This window comes from Reinekea sp. G2M2-21, from assembly GCF_015687175.1.
Lineage (GTDB): Bacteria > Pseudomonadota > Gammaproteobacteria > Pseudomonadales > Natronospirillaceae > Reinekea.
The window spans coordinates 1,703,843-1,721,222 of the sequence record NZ_JADPQG010000001.1 but is presented as its reverse complement, the minus strand read 5'-3'; the positions used below and the strand labels follow the sequence as shown (position 1 = coordinate 1,721,222).

Annotated in this window: 16 protein-coding genes and 1 pseudogene; 14 read left to right on the top strand and 3 right to left on the bottom strand. The window is 48.7% G+C overall.

Features of this window, described 5'->3' with window-relative positions; all coding sequences use genetic code 11:
* Positions 1-68: 68 nt before the first annotated feature.
* The 13 genes from ccmC to IYN85_RS07790 all read left to right on the top strand — a co-directional run bounded on the left by ccmC (position 69) and on the right by IYN85_RS07790 (position 13,984).
* A complete protein-coding gene (gene ccmC, locus IYN85_RS07850; RefSeq protein ID WP_230390522.1) occupies positions 69-827 on the top strand; it encodes a heme ABC transporter permease CcmC in 759 nt (252 codons plus the stop codon).
* 1 nt (position 828) lies between these two features.
* Entirely contained in the window at positions 829-1,002 is a 174-nt protein-coding gene (ccmD, locus tag IYN85_RS07845; protein WP_196158249.1) for a heme exporter protein CcmD, read from the top strand.
* Complete coding sequence (gene ccmE, locus IYN85_RS07840; protein WP_196158248.1) at positions 999-1,445, top strand: cytochrome c maturation protein CcmE; 447 nt, start codon at positions 999-1,001, stop codon at positions 1,443-1,445. Before ccmD ends, ccmE begins: the two co-directional genes overlap by 4 nt.
* A gap of 8 nt (positions 1,446-1,453) precedes the next feature.
* Positions 1,454-3,412 (top strand): heme lyase CcmF/NrfE family subunit, encoded by a 1,959-nt coding sequence (locus IYN85_RS07835; RefSeq protein ID WP_196158247.1) that lies wholly within the window; start codon positions 1,454-1,456, stop codon positions 3,410-3,412.
* Entirely contained in the window at positions 3,409-3,942 is a 534-nt protein-coding gene (locus IYN85_RS07830; protein ID WP_196158246.1) for a DsbE family thiol:disulfide interchange protein, read from the top strand. Before IYN85_RS07835 ends, IYN85_RS07830 begins: the two co-directional genes overlap by 4 nt.
* Positions 3,929-4,399 (top strand): cytochrome c-type biogenesis protein, encoded by a 471-nt coding sequence (locus IYN85_RS07825; RefSeq protein ID WP_196158245.1) that lies wholly within the window; start codon positions 3,929-3,931, stop codon positions 4,397-4,399. The genes IYN85_RS07830 and IYN85_RS07825 overlap by 14 nt, the downstream gene beginning before the upstream one ends.
* Positions 4,399-5,604: a c-type cytochrome biogenesis protein CcmI gene (gene ccmI, locus IYN85_RS07820; RefSeq protein ID WP_196158244.1), complete on the top strand. Its 1,206-nt coding sequence runs from the start codon at positions 4,399-4,401 to the stop codon at positions 5,602-5,604. Before IYN85_RS07825 ends, ccmI begins: the two co-directional genes overlap by 1 nt.
* Before the next feature lie 315 nt (positions 5,605-5,919).
* Complete coding sequence (smc, locus tag IYN85_RS07815; protein ID WP_196158243.1) at positions 5,920-9,420, top strand: chromosome segregation protein SMC; 3,501 nt, start codon at positions 5,920-5,922, stop codon at positions 9,418-9,420.
* A gap of 17 nt (positions 9,421-9,437) precedes the next feature.
* Positions 9,438-10,529, top strand: coding sequence for a cell division protein ZipA (gene zipA, locus IYN85_RS07810; protein ID WP_196158242.1), 1,092 nt, complete (start codon positions 9,438-9,440; stop codon positions 10,527-10,529).
* A 22-nt stretch (positions 10,530-10,551) separates the two neighbouring features.
* Positions 10,552-12,582, top strand: a complete 2,031-nt coding sequence (gene ligA / locus IYN85_RS07805; RefSeq protein ID WP_196158241.1) for an NAD-dependent DNA ligase LigA — start codon at positions 10,552-10,554, stop codon at positions 12,580-12,582.
* A 242-nt stretch (positions 12,583-12,824) separates the two neighbouring features.
* A complete protein-coding gene (locus IYN85_RS07800; protein ID WP_196158240.1) occupies positions 12,825-13,271 on the top strand; it encodes a hypothetical protein in 447 nt (148 codons plus the stop codon).
* 3 nt (positions 13,272-13,274) lie between these two features.
* Positions 13,275-13,523 (top strand): YheU family protein, encoded by a 249-nt coding sequence (locus IYN85_RS07795; RefSeq protein ID WP_196158239.1) that lies wholly within the window; start codon positions 13,275-13,277, stop codon positions 13,521-13,523.
* Positions 13,520-13,984 (top strand): DUF2489 domain-containing protein, encoded by a 465-nt coding sequence (locus tag IYN85_RS07790; protein WP_196158238.1) that lies wholly within the window; start codon positions 13,520-13,522, stop codon positions 13,982-13,984. The genes IYN85_RS07795 and IYN85_RS07790 overlap by 4 nt, the downstream gene beginning before the upstream one ends.
* Before the next feature lie 32 nt (positions 13,985-14,016).
* On the opposite strand, the gene IYN85_RS07785 is transcribed toward IYN85_RS07790, so the two are convergent.
* Both IYN85_RS07785 and IYN85_RS07780 read right to left on the bottom strand, forming a co-directional pair.
* A complete protein-coding gene (locus IYN85_RS07785) occupies positions 14,017-14,685 on the bottom strand; it encodes a hypothetical protein (protein WP_196158237.1) in 669 nt (222 codons plus the stop codon).
* Between the two features lie 227 nt (positions 14,686-14,912).
* Complete coding sequence (locus tag IYN85_RS07780; RefSeq protein ID WP_196158236.1) at positions 14,913-15,800, bottom strand: recombination-associated protein RdgC; 888 nt, start codon at positions 15,798-15,800, stop codon at positions 14,913-14,915.
* A gap of 76 nt (positions 15,801-15,876) precedes the next feature.
* Here IYN85_RS07780 and rrtA point away from each other — a divergent pair, with 76 nt between their 5' ends.
* On the top strand, positions 15,877-16,494 hold the full coding sequence (gene rrtA / locus IYN85_RS25850) for a rhombosortase (protein ID WP_230390521.1): 618 nt from the start codon (positions 15,877-15,879) through the stop codon (positions 16,492-16,494).
* Positions 16,495-16,510: 16 nt separating this feature from the next.
* Here rrtA and IYN85_RS07775 read toward each other — a convergent pair.
* Positions 16,511-17,314: pseudogene (locus tag IYN85_RS07775) on the bottom strand (LysR family transcriptional regulator); the annotation flags it as partial.
* Positions 17,315-17,380: the final 66 nt, after the last annotated feature.

Below are 17,380 nucleotides of genomic sequence, written 5' to 3'. Positions count from 1 at the left end.
GACGTTAAGACAATTAATTAAGATAGCGATTACAAAAAGCGCAATGACTGGTGAGGAGTATTAACAGCATGTGGCAAATGTTCGTTCGGTGGTTTCATAAGTGGAGCTCACCAAAATGGTTTTACGAAATGTCACGCCCTTGGAGTTTTTGGCTTGGGTGGGCCGCCGTGTTGTTGATCGCAACGGCACTGGTCTGGGGGTTGGCTTTCTCTCCTGTCGAGCGTGTGCAGGGTAACAGTTATCGTATTATCTTTTTGCATGTGCCGGCTGCGTTTTTAGCACAGGCAATCTATATGACCATTGCCATAGCCGGCGCAGTCGGTTTGGTCTGGCGCATAAAGCTGGCCTTTTACGCTGCCAAACAATGTGTACCCATCGGTACCAGTATGGCTTTGTTGGCGTTAATTACCGGCGCGATTTGGGGTAAACCTACTTGGGGTGCCTGGTGGGTCTGGGATGCTCGTCTGACATCAATGCTCATTTTATTACTGCTGTATCTTGGTCTCTGGGCTCTGCAGAACGCTATGGAACGTCAGGAAAGCGGTGACCGCGCTGCCGCTATTCTTGCGTTGGTTGGCGTCGTCAATATTCCGATCATCAAGTTTTCCGTGAACTGGTGGAATACATTGCATCAACCAGCCACGTTGAAAATATCGTCGGCGGCTCCGATGCACGTCAGCATGTTGATTCCTTTATTAATGTCCATTCTCGGTTTTTACCTGGCGTTTGGTGCCTGGATGCTGATTCGTACCCGCTTGGAAATTCTGGATCGCGAGAAAAAAGCAAAGTGGGCCCAAGAAGAGATCAAACGTTTGGAGGCTAACTGATATGGCGTTCTCAACAGTCGGTGAATTTTTTGCCATGGGAAATCATGGGCTCTATGTATGGACAGCTTATGCCGTTGGGGCAGCTGTGATTTTGTTTAATGTCATGAGCCCAAGACGATTAAAGAAAAAACTTATTTTAGATCAAAAGCGACGTGAACGTCGGGAGCAGGTATGAATCCAAAACGTAAGCAAAGACTCATTCTTATTCTACTGGGTGTCGCCGGTGTATCGATTGCTGTGTTACTGGTGTTGTTTGCGTTGCGTCAGAACGTAAATTATTTCTTTACGCCTTCTGAAATAGCCGCTGGCAATGCACCGCAGTCTCAGGTCATTCGAGCGGGTGGTATGGTGCGGGAAGGCTCGGTGAAGCGCAGCGACGGCTCACTTGAAGTTCGTTTTCAGGTAACCGATTTCGCATCCGATGTTGATGTTATGTTTGAGGGTATATTGCCGGACCTGTTTCAAGAGGGTGAAGGTGTTGTCGTTATCGGTAAGCTGGATGAAAACAAACTCTTTACGGCAGACACCGTTTTAGCAAAGCACGACGAAACATACATGCCGCCGGAAGTGACTCATGCGCTTGAGCAAGCGGGTCATCCGGACACTATGAATAAATAGGGGTTTTCATGTTTCCAGAATTTGGACAGTTTTCGCTGATATTGGCTTGGGTTTTCGCGTTTTTGCTAGCGGTCATTCCATTGACCGGTGTCGGCATGAATAAAGAAGCACTGCAACGCACAGCACCTGCTTTAGCTTGGGCAATGTTCTTTTTTACCGCCGTTGCTTTCGCCATTTTGGTGCGTGCTTTCTTAAACGATGATTTCTCCGTTGTCATTGTTTCCCAAAACTCAAATAGTGCCTTGCCTTGGTATTACAAGTTTTCAGCAACGTGGGGCAACCATGAAGGGTCCATGTTGTTGTGGATTCTGATGCTGACTGGTTGGACAGTTGCGGTGACAGTTTTTGCCCGTTCACTAACGGTTGAGTTAAAAAGTGCGGTGCTGGGCGTGCTGGGCATCGTGTCCTTCGGCTTCACCATGTTTGTTTTGTTTACCTCTAATCCATTCGCCCGACTGTTACCCATTCCACCGACGGACGGGTCAGACCTCAATCCGTTGTTGCAAGACATCGGTCTGATCTTGCACCCGCCAACGTTGTATATGGGGTATGTTGGTTTTTCCGTCGCGTTTGCCTTTGCTATTGCCGCATTGATTACCGGTCGGTTTGACGCCAGTTGGGTACGTTGGTCTCGTCCCTGGACGAATGTTGCCTGGGCGTTTTTAACTGTCGGTATTGCACTAGGCAGTTGGTGGGCATACTACGAGCTAGGCTGGGGTGGCTGGTGGTTCTGGGATCCGGTTGAAAATGCTTCTTTTATGCCGTGGTTAATTGGTACCGCGTTGATTCATTCTCAAGCCGTCACTGAAAAGCGTAATTTGTTTAAAAGCTGGTCCGTTTTACTGGCCATATTTGCCTTTTCATTCAGCTTGCTTGGAACCTTCCTTGTTCGCTCCGGCGTATTGACCAGTGTGCACGCCTTTGCTTCGGATCCTAAGCGGGGGTTGTTTATTCTGGTGATCTTAGCCATCACGATACTGGGTAGTTTGATTCTTTATGCACTCAACGCCGGCAAAATTAAGACCGCCGGCAAATTCGAGTTTGTATCTCGTGAATCTTTCATGCTGATGAATAACATTTTACTGGTGGTCATTGCATTTGCTGTGCTGTTCGGAACCTTACTGCCTTTGATTGCGGACGCATTTGGAATGCGCAAGCTTTCCGTTGGTGCTCCTTTCTTTAACCTTGTGTTTAATATGCTCATGGTTGTCTTGATCAGTTTACTGGGGCTCGGTCAACTATTGCGCTGGAAAAAACAACAGCTTAAATCCTGGACTGGCTTTTTTATTGTGGCCATCGCGGGAGCGATTGTGATTGCCTTGCTGTTGCCATGGGCATTGAGTGGTCAATTGCATTGGCAGGTTTGGCTCGGTATGTCATTGGTCTTTTGGACTGCGGCCTCACTGATTCGGTTGCTGGCAGAAAAAACCAAAAATGCTGACAGTTTTGTCACCGGGTTGAAGAAGGCTGGTGTCGGATTTTGGGGTATGTGGATTGCGCATCTCGGTCTGGTGGTTGCTACGACCGGTGTCGTATTGGTGTCTAATTTCGACCTTGAGCGGGACTTCCGAATGGCCGCCGGCGAATCTGTTGAAATGAGTAACTATAGATTCGAGTTAACGAGTGTTGATCAGGTCAGTGGACCTAACTACAGCTCCGATAAAGGCACGATAAACGTATTTCGCAATGGCAAACCCATTGCAGAGTTACATCCTGAGAAACGGTTTTATCAGGTACAGCGAAACGTGATGACCGAGGCTGGAATCGATGGCAACTTAGCCCGAGATTTGTATGCCTCGCTTGCAGAACCGCTAGATGACAGTCGTCAGGTTTGGTCAGTACGCTTACAGGTGAAGCCCTTTGTTCGCTGGATGTGGTTTGGAGCGTTGCTCATGGCGCTAGGTGGCGTACTGAGTATTACTGACAAGCGGTATCGGCGTACTGCCAGAACGGGGGCGAGTTTATGAAATTTAAACCACTGTTGATTTTGCCTTTGTTTGTGGTGACTGTCATGTTTGCAGTCTTTGGCTACGCATTGGTCACCGGAGTCGATCCTAAGGCGGTACCTTCCGCACTGACCGGTAAATCTTTGCCAGACTTTAAACTCAGTGACTTGGTTGATAACAAGCAATTCTTAACCCGAAGCGATATTATTGGCGAGCCCATGCTGGTCAATATCTGGGCGACGTGGTGTACGTCGTGCAAATACGAGCACCCGGTTTTGAATTCATTGGCTGCTTCAGGGGTGAAAATTATTGGTATCAATTATAAAGATGACCGGGAATTGGCGATGAATTGGCTACGAGATTATGCTGACCCGTACGACGTCAATATTTTTGATCCAAATGGTGAGCTCGGGTTTGATCTCGGTGTTACCGGTGCGCCGGAAACCTTCTTTGTAGATTCTAATGGGCAGGTGCAACATCGCTACCAAGGGCCAATTACCGATAAGATTTGGGAAAACCAATTAAAGGCGATTTTTGATGAAATGGTATAACCAATTAGTCCGTTGCCTGATGTTTGCAGCCACTTGCGCGCTCGCGGTTCAGGCGACCGCAAATGAGGTATTGACCTTCGACAGTGATGAACTGCGTGACCGCTACACCGAGTTAACCTTTCAATTGCGTTGTCCGAAATGTCAGAATCAGAATGTGGCTGATTCCAATGCCCCGATTTCAGAAGATATTCGATTAAAAACTTATGAAATGTTACATCAGGGTTATACCGATCAGGAAATCATTGATTTCATGATCGATCGCTATACGGAGTTTGTAACCTATAAACCGCAAATGTCTCTGGTCACAATTTGGCTTTGGGTGCTGCCAATCACCTGTTTGGTTATTGGGATGTTAATCTTATTCCGCCTGACAAAGAGAAATAAACAGAATGAAAACCCAGCACTGACCGAAGAAGAGTCAGCTCGGTTAAAAGCACTGTTGGAGGAAAAATCCTGATGCTTGGTTTATTAATATGGCTGCTGCCTGTCCTCGTTTTCGTTCTGTTTGCGGTACGTCAGCGCAGTAAAGATGAACTCTCTCAGGACTCTGCCGAACGTGCTTTGGAGATCCACAAAGAACGCCTGGCGGCTCTGTTGGTGCAGAAAGAAAGTGGGGACTTAAGCTCTGAAGAATATGAGTCTTTTAAGTTGGAAGAAGAAAAAGCTTTGTTGGCCGATGCTGAACATCAGCAACAGCATTTAACGCAAAAATCCCAACTGCCTTGGGTATGGGTGCCCATGCTAACGGTCTTGGTTTTTGGCGTCGCCTGGTTGACTTACGCCAATATCGGGGCTGCCGACGCCGTGAAAGTACGCGAGCAGTTTAAAGCCCTGTCGATGACCAGTGACGTAAAGTCTGACCAAGTGGCAGATACCTTAAACGGGTATAAAAAATTATTAGCTTCAAAACCTGACGATATTGAAGGTTGGTTCCGATTGTCACGTATGCAACTAGACCTGCAACAGTATGAAGACGCCATAGACAGCCTGGAGCATGTTCTGGAGCAAATACGTTTGGTTGAGCACAATGCGGAAGACGAAGCTGCCATTTTGGCCTATATCGGACAGGCCAACGTCTCGTTGGATCGCCCGGAACTGGCTTTGGCAGCATTTGAAGAGTCTTTACAGTATTACCAAAATGATACTGCCTTAGGGCTTGCGGGTCGAATGAGCTTTGATCTGGGCGATTATAAAAAGGCTATCGATTATTGGTCTCGATTGAAGTTAAAGAATCCGCAGGCGGATCCTGCCATTATTGATGATTTCATCAATCGGGCGAAACAACAGCTGGCAAGTCAGGGGATCGATTACGAAGCAGAACAGCCAACGCGTATCATTGTGAATGTACAATTGCCTGCAGCTTGGGAAGGTCTCTCAAGGGACGCGGCTTTGTTTATTTATGCTCGGCCCATTGGCCAACGCATGCCGTTGGCTGTTAAGCGGCTGCCCGTGACTGGTCCATTAATGACTGTGATGTTGTCGGATCAGGATGCCATGGGACCGATGGGCGGCATATCGACCCAGGAACAAGTCGAAGTCACTGCACGGATATCTCTGACCGGTTTGGCCAATACTCAGCCTGGGGATTGGGAAGGGGATGTTGTGCAAGTGTCGATAGACAGTAAAGAAATGTTCGCCGATGTCGTGATCTCACAACCCTAGGCATTTTTGGCAAGGAAATACAGCCTCCCTCGTGAAAACGACGGAGGCTTTTTTAGTGCGCTGCGAGTTCGTAGTTCACGGCTTAACGCCTCATGAGCTTGATTCTAGTGCTTGCAACAGGCCAGTCTTGGCGTCGTGCGGCGCAGTTAAGAGGAAGGGCGAGGTTGAGTCATTCTTCGTCAAAAAGCCGTTTATTTATTGATTTGTGATTAAGTTATTGAAAAATCGATAAAAAATGGTTTTTGGGGGTGGTTTCCACCGAGTCGGTTTGACGCTAGAATCGACGCTTTCATATGAATCGAAGAAATTAGCCGAATGCGCTTAAAAAGTATCAAGTTGGCAGGGTTCAAGTCCTTTGTGGATCCTACCAAGATCCCATTTCCCACCAATCTTTCGGCCATTGTCGGTCCGAATGGTTGCGGTAAATCGAACACGATTGATGCCGTGCGCTGGGTTATGGGCGAATCTTCGGTGAAACACCTGCGTGGTGAAAACAAGACAGACGTTATTTTTAACGGCAGTAACTCCCGTAAACCGGTCAGCCAATGCACGGTCGAGTTAGTGTTTGATAATTCAGACCACACCTTGCGCGGCGAATTTGCAGCCTACAATGAGGTCTCTATTCGTCGCAAAGTTACTCGCGATGGCGACTCCTCCTATTATCTCAATGGCACCAAATGCCGCCGTAAAGACGTGACTGACCTGTTTTTGGGAACCGGTCTAGGGCCACGTTCCTATGCCATTATCGAACAGGGTATGATCTCTCGGTTGATTGAATCCAAGCCGGAAGAACTGCGGGTTTATATTGAAGAGGCTGCCGGTATTTCGCGATACAAAGAGCGGCGTCGCGAAACTGAAAACCGAATGCGACGTACCCGGGAGAACCTCGAACGACTGACCGATTTGCGTGAAGAATTGGAGCGTCAGTTACAGCATTTGCACCGTCAAGCGCAATCAGCGGAAAAGTACAAAAACTACAAGCAGGAAGAGCGCGAAACAAAGGCACAGCTTTCTGCGTTGAAATGGCAGCGCCTCAATGACGAGGTGAGCGGTCAAGAATTAAAAATCGCTGAGCTGGAGACGCAATATGAATCGTTCGTTACCCAGCAACGCCATATTGATACCGAAAACGAAGTTTTACGTGAACAGCATCATGACGCTACTGATGCGTTTAACCGTGTCCAAGAGCAGTTTTATCAGTTAGGCAATGAAATTGCCCGTTTTGAACAAACCATGCAGCACCGGCAAGAGCAGTCTGCTCAGCTTTTGCAGGATATTCAGGAAGCGGAGCGGCAATATCAGGAAGCCGCAAGCGAAGCGGAAACCGATACCGATCGGGTAGAAGAGAAGCGTGAAACGCTGGCTATCATGGAGCCGGAAATTGAAGCGGCTGCTGAAAAGGTCGAAATCAGCACTGAAAAGTTGGCCGAGTTAGAGGAGCGTCAGGCCAATTGGCAAAGTAAGTGGGATTCCTTTAACCAGAATGCGCAGGGACCAAAGCGACAGGCAGAAGTTGCGCAGTCGCGTATTCAGCATCTGGAGCGCGTCGTAGAACAATTACACCGACGCCAGGAAACCCTGCATCGCGAACGACAAGAAATTGCAGACAACCCAGAAGCGGAAAATCTAGCCAAATTGGTCGATGACGCGGAACTTTTGGAAGAAAAAAGTGATGATTTCCAAACCCGGTTGGATGAGTTGTCCGAGCGGCAGTTGCAACATCGTGAGTCTGTAGACCAAAAACGTCAGGCGTTGGACCAAGCCCGCCAGGAACTGCAACAGAAACAAGCTCGTCTGAGCACTGTTAAAGCCTTGATAAAGGCCACCTTAGGTGATGAATCTGAAGGTGTGCAGAATTGGCTTGCCAGCCATCAAATGCGTGAAGCCAAGCGGCTTGCCGAAGATCTTCATGTTGAAAGTGGTTGGGAATCGGCCGTTGAAACGGTTTTAGGCGACTCATTGCAAGCGGTAAGAGTGGAGTCGCTCTCTGGAATGGTTGAGCCGTTAGCCAGGTTTAAAGACGGTACGCTAACATTAGTGAGCGCCCAAATGCCTCCAGCGATAAATGCCGGTGATTCACTGTTGGCAAAGGTGACTTGTAATGTGTCGCTGCACAGCTGGTTGGCCGCGGTGAAAACGGTCGATTCACTGGAGCAGGCCCTGGCACTGCAACCAACATTGCAGCCGGGTCAATCCTGTATCACCAAAGAAGGCATCTGGGTAGGCAGTAACTGGTTACGGGTACGTCGAGGCGAAGACAATCAACATGGTCTAATCAGCCTCCAACAGGAGCTGGAGACACTCGCAGAAGTGATAGACGAGCTGGAAGTCACGGAAGAAGACCTCGCGGTCAGTCTCGAAATGGCTCAAATGCAGTTGAAAGCAACCGAAGAAGAACGCGAACAGCTGCAGGTAGAAAATCAACGCCTGGCCCGTGAGTTGGCAGAAGTCAAAGCAGAATTAAGTGGTAAGCGCGTTCAAGCGGAAGAGTTAAAAGCACGTAAGAACCGGCTTGATCAGGAAATTGAAACCGTTGAAGGGCAAATGTCCGAAGAGCGGGAAGCGCTCGGGTTAACGCGTGAAGAGTTGCAGCAGGCGCTGGATTCAATGGAAGAAGATGTCGATGAGCGTGAGGCATTGCTCGGCGAACGCGAAGAAATGCGCATCGAGATAGATGATCAACGAGACGCTCTGCGGCTGATTCGCGAACAACATCATCAATTGCAGCTAAAAAGGCAGCAATTACAGGCCGAAGTTGACTCTTTTCAGACTGCCTTTGAACGTGCTCAAACGCAAAAGCAGCGAGCGGCGGAGCGGTTACAGAAGTTAAAAGAACAGCTGGCGGAGCGAGATGATCCGCAAGATGATGTGCAAATGGAGCTGGAAGAGCGCCTTGAGCGACGGCTTGAATTGGAAGAGGCGCTTGCCGAGAAACGGTCGCAGGTTGAATCCGCTGACGCAAAAATGCGTGAATACGAAAAAGAACGTCATACGCTGGACCAGAACGCGATGACTGTGCGCAGCGAGTTGGAAAAGAACCGTATGGCAGCACAAGCCATGATGACGCGCAGAACCACGTTGCAGGAACAACTGGCCGAGCAACAGTTTGACCTTGAGACGGTGCTCGCCAATATGCCTGAAAACGCGAATGAACCAGAATGGGAAGAGGCCCTGGAGCGGCTGGCGACCCGCATACAACGTTTAGGTCCCATTAACCTGGCAGCCATTGAAGAGTACCAGACGCAAAGTGAGCGTAAGCGATATCTGGATGAGCAGGACGTCGATTTACAAAAAGCGCTGGAAGTTTTGGATAACGCCATTCGAAAAATCGACAAAGAAACCCGTACCCGGTTCAAGGAAACGTTTGATCGTGTTAACAGTGGTCTACAGGAACTGTTTCCAAAGGTATTTGGTGGTGGTCATGCCTATCTGGAATTAACCAGTGAAGAATTGCTGGATACCGGTGTGGCCATTATGGCCAGGCCGCCGGGCAAGAAAAACAGCACCATTCATTTGTTGTCGGGTGGAGAAAAAGCACTCACCGCCATCGCGTTGGTTTTCTCTATTTTCCGATTGAATCCTGCGCCATTTTGTATGCTCGACGAAGTTGACGCGCCATTGGACGATGCTAACGTAGGACGGTATGCAAAGTTGGTGGAAGCTATGTCCGAGCATGTGCAGTTTATTTATATTACGCATAACAAAGGGGCCATGGAGATGGCGCACCAATTAATGGGGGTCACCATGAATGAACCCGGTGTATCCCGCCTGGTTTCGGTGAACGTCGAAGAGGCCGCAGAACTGGCTGCTATGTAAGCCAAAGGTGTGAAGTTATGGAATTGCGAGACATCATAATCTGGTTAGGACTGATCGCTATTGTGGCCATCGTTTGGGATGGTCTGCGTCGGATGAAAGCCGCCAAGCCCAAAAAAGCCGCTGTTGCCGCGGAGGACGATTATGTCGATCCAGAAGAGGCTGCACGTAAAGCACAAATAGCGCGTGAACTGCCCAATGGTGGGGCACGTATCCGGACCATGACCGACGAAGAACAGCATGAGCTGAAGAGCAAGCTTAATCTCCGTGAACGAGTGCCTATGCTGATGGAGCGGGTTGAAGTGGCCGAGCCAGAGGTGCCGGAACCAGAAGTTGAACGGGATACGCAGATGCAGTCCGAACTCGACTTTTCGGCTGCCATGTCTGAACCACACTTCAGCGCTTACGACGATGATGCGGAAGATACACAAGCGGTTGATGTATCAGATCCCCGAGCCACGGATCGCGAACAGCCGATCGGCGTAGCCGTTGACAGAGCAGATTCAGATTCTGTTTTTGAGGCTGAAGAGTTTGACGAATCTGATGAATTGGAGGCTGAAATGGCGGAGCAATATGTGCCCGCTGAAGACTCAGACCTGCAGGACACGGAACCCTATTCGCAGTCCGAAGTGCGCCACGACGCTGGGCAAAAAGCCAATGAACCCGAGCTGGAAGTGCAGGAGTTAGGGCCAGTGGAAGATCTGGTTATTGTTCATGTAATGGCTCATGACGACGAAGAGCTGTCGGGCAGTCTTTTGTTAGATCTGTTGATCACTGCGGGCTTGCGACACGGCCCTATGGATATTTTCCATTACCGCAATCCTCGTGGTATTACCGAGTTCTCGCTGGCGAATTGTGTTCAGCCCGGGACCTTCGATCCGGATGCTATGAACCAGGTTAACACGCCGGGAGTGACGTTGTTCATGCAGTTGCCGACTGCAGCGAATGCCCTTGAATCTTTTGATCACATGATTGAAATGGCTCAATTTTTGGCGAAACACCTCCAGGCCCAGATTCTGGACGAAGATCATAGTACGGTAACGCCGCAACGCATTGAGTACTATCGAGAAAAGATCCGTTCGTTTGAACGCAGTAAATTGATTCCATCCTGAATGACAGCTGAGTCCAATATTTATGTCTGACCTGCGTGCCAAATACAACGCGTTAATCGATCAGATCACTCACTACGATCACCAATACTATGTTTTGAATGAATCCAGTGTTCCCGATGCGGAATACGACCGCTTAATGCAGGAATTAAAGGGCATAGAAGCAGAGCATCCGGATTGGGTGACTCCTCAATCTCCGTCACAGCGGGTGGCGGGTGCACCGCAGGCCGGGTTTACGACCGTGGAGCACCGGATCCCCATGTTGTCTTTGGATAACGCATTCAGTGCAGAAGATCTGGCTGCCTTTGTAAAACGCCTGAAGGATCGCCTGAACAGCACCGCTGATATTGAATTTGCTTGTGAGCCAAAACTGGACGGTATTGCCGTCAGCTTGCTCTATGAAAACGGAGCGTTGGTACGCGGTGCTACCCGAGGTGATGGCACAACGGGTGAAGATATCACCGCCAATGTGCGCACCATTAAAAGCATTCCATTGCAGTTAAGGGGGGCGGGTTGGCCAGAGGAGCTGGAGGTTCGTGGCGAGATTTATATGCCCAAGGCTGGCTTCGAAAAAATGAATGCGAAGGCGATGGCCAAGGGTGAAAAGGTGTTTGTGAACCCACGCAATGCAGCTTCAGGAAGTTTACGACAGTTGGATTCTCGGCTCACCGCACAGCGCCCCTTAGAAATGTGCTGTTATTCCGTTGGTCACTTTAGCGGCGGTGATTTGCCCTCAAATCAAGGTGAGCTGATGGCTCAGTTTGGAGAATGGGGTTTAAAAATCAATGCGGAAAGTCAGGTTGTCATTGGGTTGCAAGGCGTTCAGCAATTCTACGAGCAGCTAGAAGCCCGGCGTGACAACTTGCCCTATGAAATTGATGGCATTGTGTACAAGGTAAATGATTTTGCTCTGCAAAATCGGTTGGGTTTTGTGTCCCGTGCACCACGTTGGGCTATTGCCCGGAAATTTCCGGCTCAGGAAGAAATAACCCGCTTGCTGGATGTTGAATTCCAAGTCGGGAGAACCGGTGCGTTAACCCCGGTTGCGCGTCTGGAACCGGTATTTGTTGGTGGTGTGACAGTCAGTAACGCCACCTTGCATAACATGGATGAAGTAGAGCGATTGGATGTGCACATTGGCGACAAGGTTATCGTTCGCCGCGCAGGAGATGTCATTCCACAGGTCGTTAAAGCCTTGTCGGATGATCGTTTGCCTGGCGCTAAGAAGGTGACGGCGCCTGCCGAATGCCCAGAGTGTGGTTCGTTGGTTGAGCGCGTTGAAGGTGAGGCGGTGACCCGATGCACCGGTGGCATAATTTGCAGTGCTCAACGTCGCGAGGCACTTAAGCATTTTGTTTCCCGCAAGGCGATGGATATTGACGGTTTCGGAGAAAAAATTGTCGATGCTCTGTTGGAAACCAATAAAATTCACGCGGCCAGTGATATCTATGAGTTAACTGCGGATACGGTAGAGTCGTTGGAGCGAATGGGCAAAAAATCAGCCGAAAATCTGATTAATGCGATTCAGAAAAGCAAACAGACAACGCTGCCTCGTTTCTTGTTTGCGCTCGGTATACGTGAAGTGGGTGAAACCACTGCGCGCAATCTCGCGACCCATTTCGGGTCCATCGAAAAGATAATAGCGGCAACTGAAGCCCAGCTGCTGGAAGTTGAAGATGTCGGCCCCAAAGTTGCTGCTCATGTGGTGAACTTTTTTGCCGAAGAGCAAAACGTTATGGAAGTGCAGAGAATCATTGCACTGGGCGTGCATTGGGATGATGTTGTTGCGTCGACCGAAACCGCGCTGCTGAGTGGCCAGACCTGGGTTGTCACGGGAAAAATTTCGCAAATGAGTCGTGACGAAGCAAAGGACTATCTGCTGCGTTTAGGCGCAAAGGTGGCTGGAAGTGTCTCTGCAAAGACCAATCAGGTTGTTGCAGGTCCCGGTGCCGGTAGCAAATTGAAAAAGGCAGAAGAGTTGGGTATTCCGGTTATGGATGAAGCCGATTTTATTCGCTGGCTAACCGAACAGGGTCTGTGGGTGAGTGGTAATTAGGTTAAGGGCATCTCAAAAAAGTCCGTTGATCTCTACGCGTGTACGAGCAGAGTGCAAAACAAGGCTAACACTGAAGGGAATGACGAGCGCTTTTCCGCCTTGTCCTAGCTCGTTCTTAAATCCAGAGTCAGGTTGACGTTTTAAAGATGCCCTTTAATAATTGTTTTGCAAACTGGCGCACGAGTCTTTAGGCTCCATTCACCTATAATCAGAAAAATGACATTTGAGTGACGGATAAGCGCATGGATCAAGAAACCATTGTGTATGGTATTATCAGGGATGTAGCCTCCAGTGATCCCGGTTTTCAACTAAAAAGCCGGCTAATCAATTGCGACGCTCTATTGGAGCTCAATGAAGTCGATACCTTCCCCTATCTGACAAGCAGTATGTTTTCTATTCCAGAAGAAGATTTGGAGCACGGGACGTATCAGACTCAGGTCATTCATTTTGCGGCCTCCTACCAGGCTGTGGAATATCATTGGGAACAATGGATGGCAAAGTTCGAGGCACTGCTGAAGAAGATGTATTGGGTTTCGGCCACGGTGCATCTCGAAACTGAACTTAGCGGCAAGCACACCTTTTTCTGGGAAAGTCCGGGTGCTTATCATTGCCCGAGTGATGAGCTTTCTGTACGTTGCGAATGGGAACAGGAACTCGGATTTCACAGTCACAACCAGTCCATTCGTTGATCGATGATTATTCCGCACAAGCAGTTGCCGCCTGAGACGCTTCAGGCTGTGATTGAAGACTGGCTCAGTCGGCAATCCCAAGAAACGGATATTGTCGAGATGAGCCGGCAATCTATGATTGACCAAGTCCTAAAGTTGTTAGATCGCGGTAAAATGTGTGTTACCTGGGACGACGAATCGCAGACCATTAACTTGCTGGACGCAGAAACGGCCAAAGCTCGTGAACAAGAATTTCCAGGAGACTCTCAATGATTCCTTTGTTACTTTTGTTGGCTGCCATCATTATCGCTTCCTTGTCGATATACGCCTACCGGTTAACTGCACAGGTGAAAGAACAGGAAGCGCAACGTGAAAAAGCCAATGTTGCTGCATTGGAGAAGCAACGCAAGCAGACTCTATACATCGAAGAAAGCCTACAGGTGATTTCGGCGAATGTGTTGGATGAAAACCTGAACCTGTCTGAGGCAACCATTCGCTGCAAAATGCTGTTGGATGCTCTTTTGCTAGCCCCCGAGCTTCGTCAGCCCTATCAAATTCTGGATGTGGTGTTTGAGCAGGTAAAGGATTTCGATACGCACCAGGCTCGTAAACAGTTGACCGCCAAACAACGACAGGCTCAGGATGCGCTGCGTGAAGAAATCGAAAACGAACATCGCGAAGCGTTAATGGTCTGTTTTGCTGAGCTTCGACAGTTTAAAGCGCCTCAGAATTGAGCGAAAACCATTCCAGAATAGGGAAGTTTGCATTATTGGTTAATGCGGATTCGATACTTAAATTCCATACTCTGTTGAGGTGCTAGTGAGAAAATTAGCCATTGTATATGGCGAATTGCCTGAGGTTCAATTTCAGCATCAGACGGGAAGAAGTCCTTTCCATTACGTGATAAGCGATACAGACTGTTGTTTAGATCCGTAGCAAAAGAGCCTTCAATCAGTTGTACCGGGCCACTCGGTACGTTATTCACCATTTCTATGTTTTCAACGGTTTCGTCGGCTTCATTCGTCGCCCGAATAACCAACTCAATCAAATCACCGGGTTTGGCTTCGGTGGTTTCTGCTCGTGTATACGCGTTTGTTTCAGGGTTTAACGTCAGTTTGTAGAACGTTTCCCGAACCTCAATAACGTTGACTTTGACGTTTTCAGGAATCGGTTGTTTGGCTTGGTCGTTCGCTTTGGTCTCGTCAGAGGTGCTAGGGTTGTTGTCGCTTACGATTTCGGAATTTATTTCCCGGAACATATCTGGCATCACGGCTGCAGGTAGATCTGGAGTGCTCAGTTGATCGAGTTCTAACTCACTATTGTCGATGGTTTCGCCGATGTCTTCGAGAATAAGGTCATCCGTAATTATGGTGTCTTCCGCAAATGCCAACATCGGAAGCAGGGCAAATAACAGGTGAAGTCGATTGAGGTTCATATACATCATTTTCCGGAAATACAGTCCATGTAGTTAGGTGCATTTGATCATAAGTGTAGCAGTCTGACCAGTCTGTCGCCTCAATTGGCCTTGGACCACTGAGTTTGTATGTGGGTGGTGGTCCATATCTGAGAGATTTAACGGTTTGTTATGACTAGCGTGAAAACGCGCCAAAGCGTCGGTAAATTAGACAAGGCAATGGCGAGTAGTCATTAATCCTGACAGGCTTAAATGCTATCCGTTGCCGTTAATGGCTCCAGACGAGAGATAATCTGCGTGATGGTATCACTCATCATTAATGCATCGGATCTTGGGTCATCTGAATCGTTCGCTTGTTCAATGAGTTTTTCCTGGAACTTTAATCGTTTTAATTGCAATTTTTCATTGATGACAAACAGGCATTGTTCATCGAAGGCGATGGCAACTTGTCTGATGCGCATGCCACTGTCCAGCGACTGTCCTATCTCAGGTGCACCCAAATCCAGGTTCTTATACCGCGCTTTTACCGTCGGGTCCTGTACCATGGTGAGTTCCATTTCGGCTTCTAGCGACATTCCTTCTGGGCGAGTATCAGGATCCAGGTACCATGAGGTTAAAATGTCGGCTCCTGCAGCAGATTTCGCAAAAGGTAGCACCTGCAGTGAACCGAGAGCCTCACGTAAGTGGGCGGTAAAGTCGTCGGCGGTTTTTTCGGATGATGCGTTTATAACCAGCCATCCACGACGGGCGTCAATCCAGGCGCTGATTCGTCGGGTTTTGTGAAATGCTTTCGGCAGCAGTGCCGCGCGGATATCTTCTTTGAGTTGTTCGCGTTCTTTACGTGCAGGACGGCGGCCTTCAGCGTCTTCTATGGCATCCAGTTTTTCTTGCAAATGATCGTTGATAACGCTGGCTGGCAGCAGTTTTTCCTGTATCTGGGCGGAAATGAACAGTTTGCCAGAGACGCTTTCACAAAATAGTTCAGCATCCTTGAACGGCGGTACCCAGCCGAAAGTGGATTCCTGCATCTGACTCAGCGGTGTAAAAGGGTGCTGTTTCAATAAATCGTCTATCTGTTCCGCGGTCTGTGAAAACTGTTCTGTAAATGAATATACTTGGATGTTCTTAAACCACATGTTGTAAACCACGTTCGTGCATTAGAAAGTGCGGCATTGTACCGGTTTACCCACAAATTGCATTGGGAAGTTGGATTTGAAAGACCGTAATCGACGTCATTTTGTGACCCAACATATGACTACTGTTGTGTTGGTATTGATGGCTTTAATCACATTGATTGCGGTTTGGTCACCGCTACAGGCTTTATTGGAATTTGATCAGCAGCTCGTCGCTCGGGGGCAGTGGTGGCGTCCGTTTTCTGCTTGGTTAACTCAGTTGAATCTACGTCACTGGGTGCTGAATCAATGGGGGTTGGTGGTGATGGCGGTTTTACTCCCATCACGGTTATCAAAGGCGCATTGGTCGGCGTTCGCCATCATTTGGCTATTCACCAGCTTGGCCTTGTGGCGGTCAGAATATGAACGCTATGTCGGCTTATCCGGTGTGTTATACGGTTGGTTAGTCTACGCTGCGTATGTCAGTCCTTTTTATGGTCGCTGGGTCAAAAGCGTTTTTATTGCCTTGATGAGCGTCAAAGTCTTGTCTGAAAACGGCTGGTTTTCCTTACCAGGGGCCGATTGGGTGGGTGAATTTATTCAGGCTCCGGTGGCACATGAATCTCACCTATGGGGTTTGTTGTCTGGGTTGGTTGTTTTGTCAGCGCAATGGATTGCTCAACGATATCGAGGAAAACACGAGCACCTCGACTGGTAGTGCGTTGCTTGTGCCGGATCACGCCCAGGTTTCGGATCAGGTTAACCCGATCAATATTCAACACCGTCAGTTGGTCGTCGATCATGATGTCCGGTAGCAAGCTCCAGCCAACGCCATGGCATACCAATGCCCGGATTGTTTCCAGGTAATTCACACTGAGTACCCTTTTTAGCGGGATGTGATGTTTTTCAAAGGTTTGCTCAATAATCTGAAAAGTCGTGGTTTGTTGATCTGGCAGAATGGCCGTTAGGTGTGCCAGTTCGTTCAGCCTTAGTTTGTCTTTTCGTCGGGCCAGCGGATGGTCATTGGCGACGACAAATCGCAAATTATCGCGCCAGTAGGTTTTTGCTGTCAGCTCACGATTTAATGGGCTGGGGATGGTCGTCAATGCCAGCTCGATGTCGCGTTTCAGCAGGCTGTTGATCGCCTGTTCCGATTCCATGAAGCGCAGTTCCAGCTTAGCCAGCGGGTTTTCGTCAGTGAACTGACGCAGCAACGGTCCCAAGTAATGCAAGCCAATGTGGTGACTGCTGGCCATGCTTAAATGGCGCACGTCTTTTGAGTTGAGCTGGCTGACCGAGGTCTGCAGATCGCGGATGTCATCGATGATGATATTCGCTCGAGATTTCAGCATTTCACCGGCCTCTGTGAGATACACATCACGCCCGATGCGATCGAACAGCTGAGTTCCCAGTTGGCTTTCAAGGTTGGCCACGCGCTTTGATATAGCGGGCTGTGTTAAAAACAGCTTGTCCCCTGCACGACTGAACGAACCCAATTCGGCGACTGCGATAAAGGCTTCCAGGCTTTGTAAATCCATTTCATATTCCTGTTGGGAATGGAATTGATAAAAATAATAAATTTGTATTATTGAATCGTCAATTTA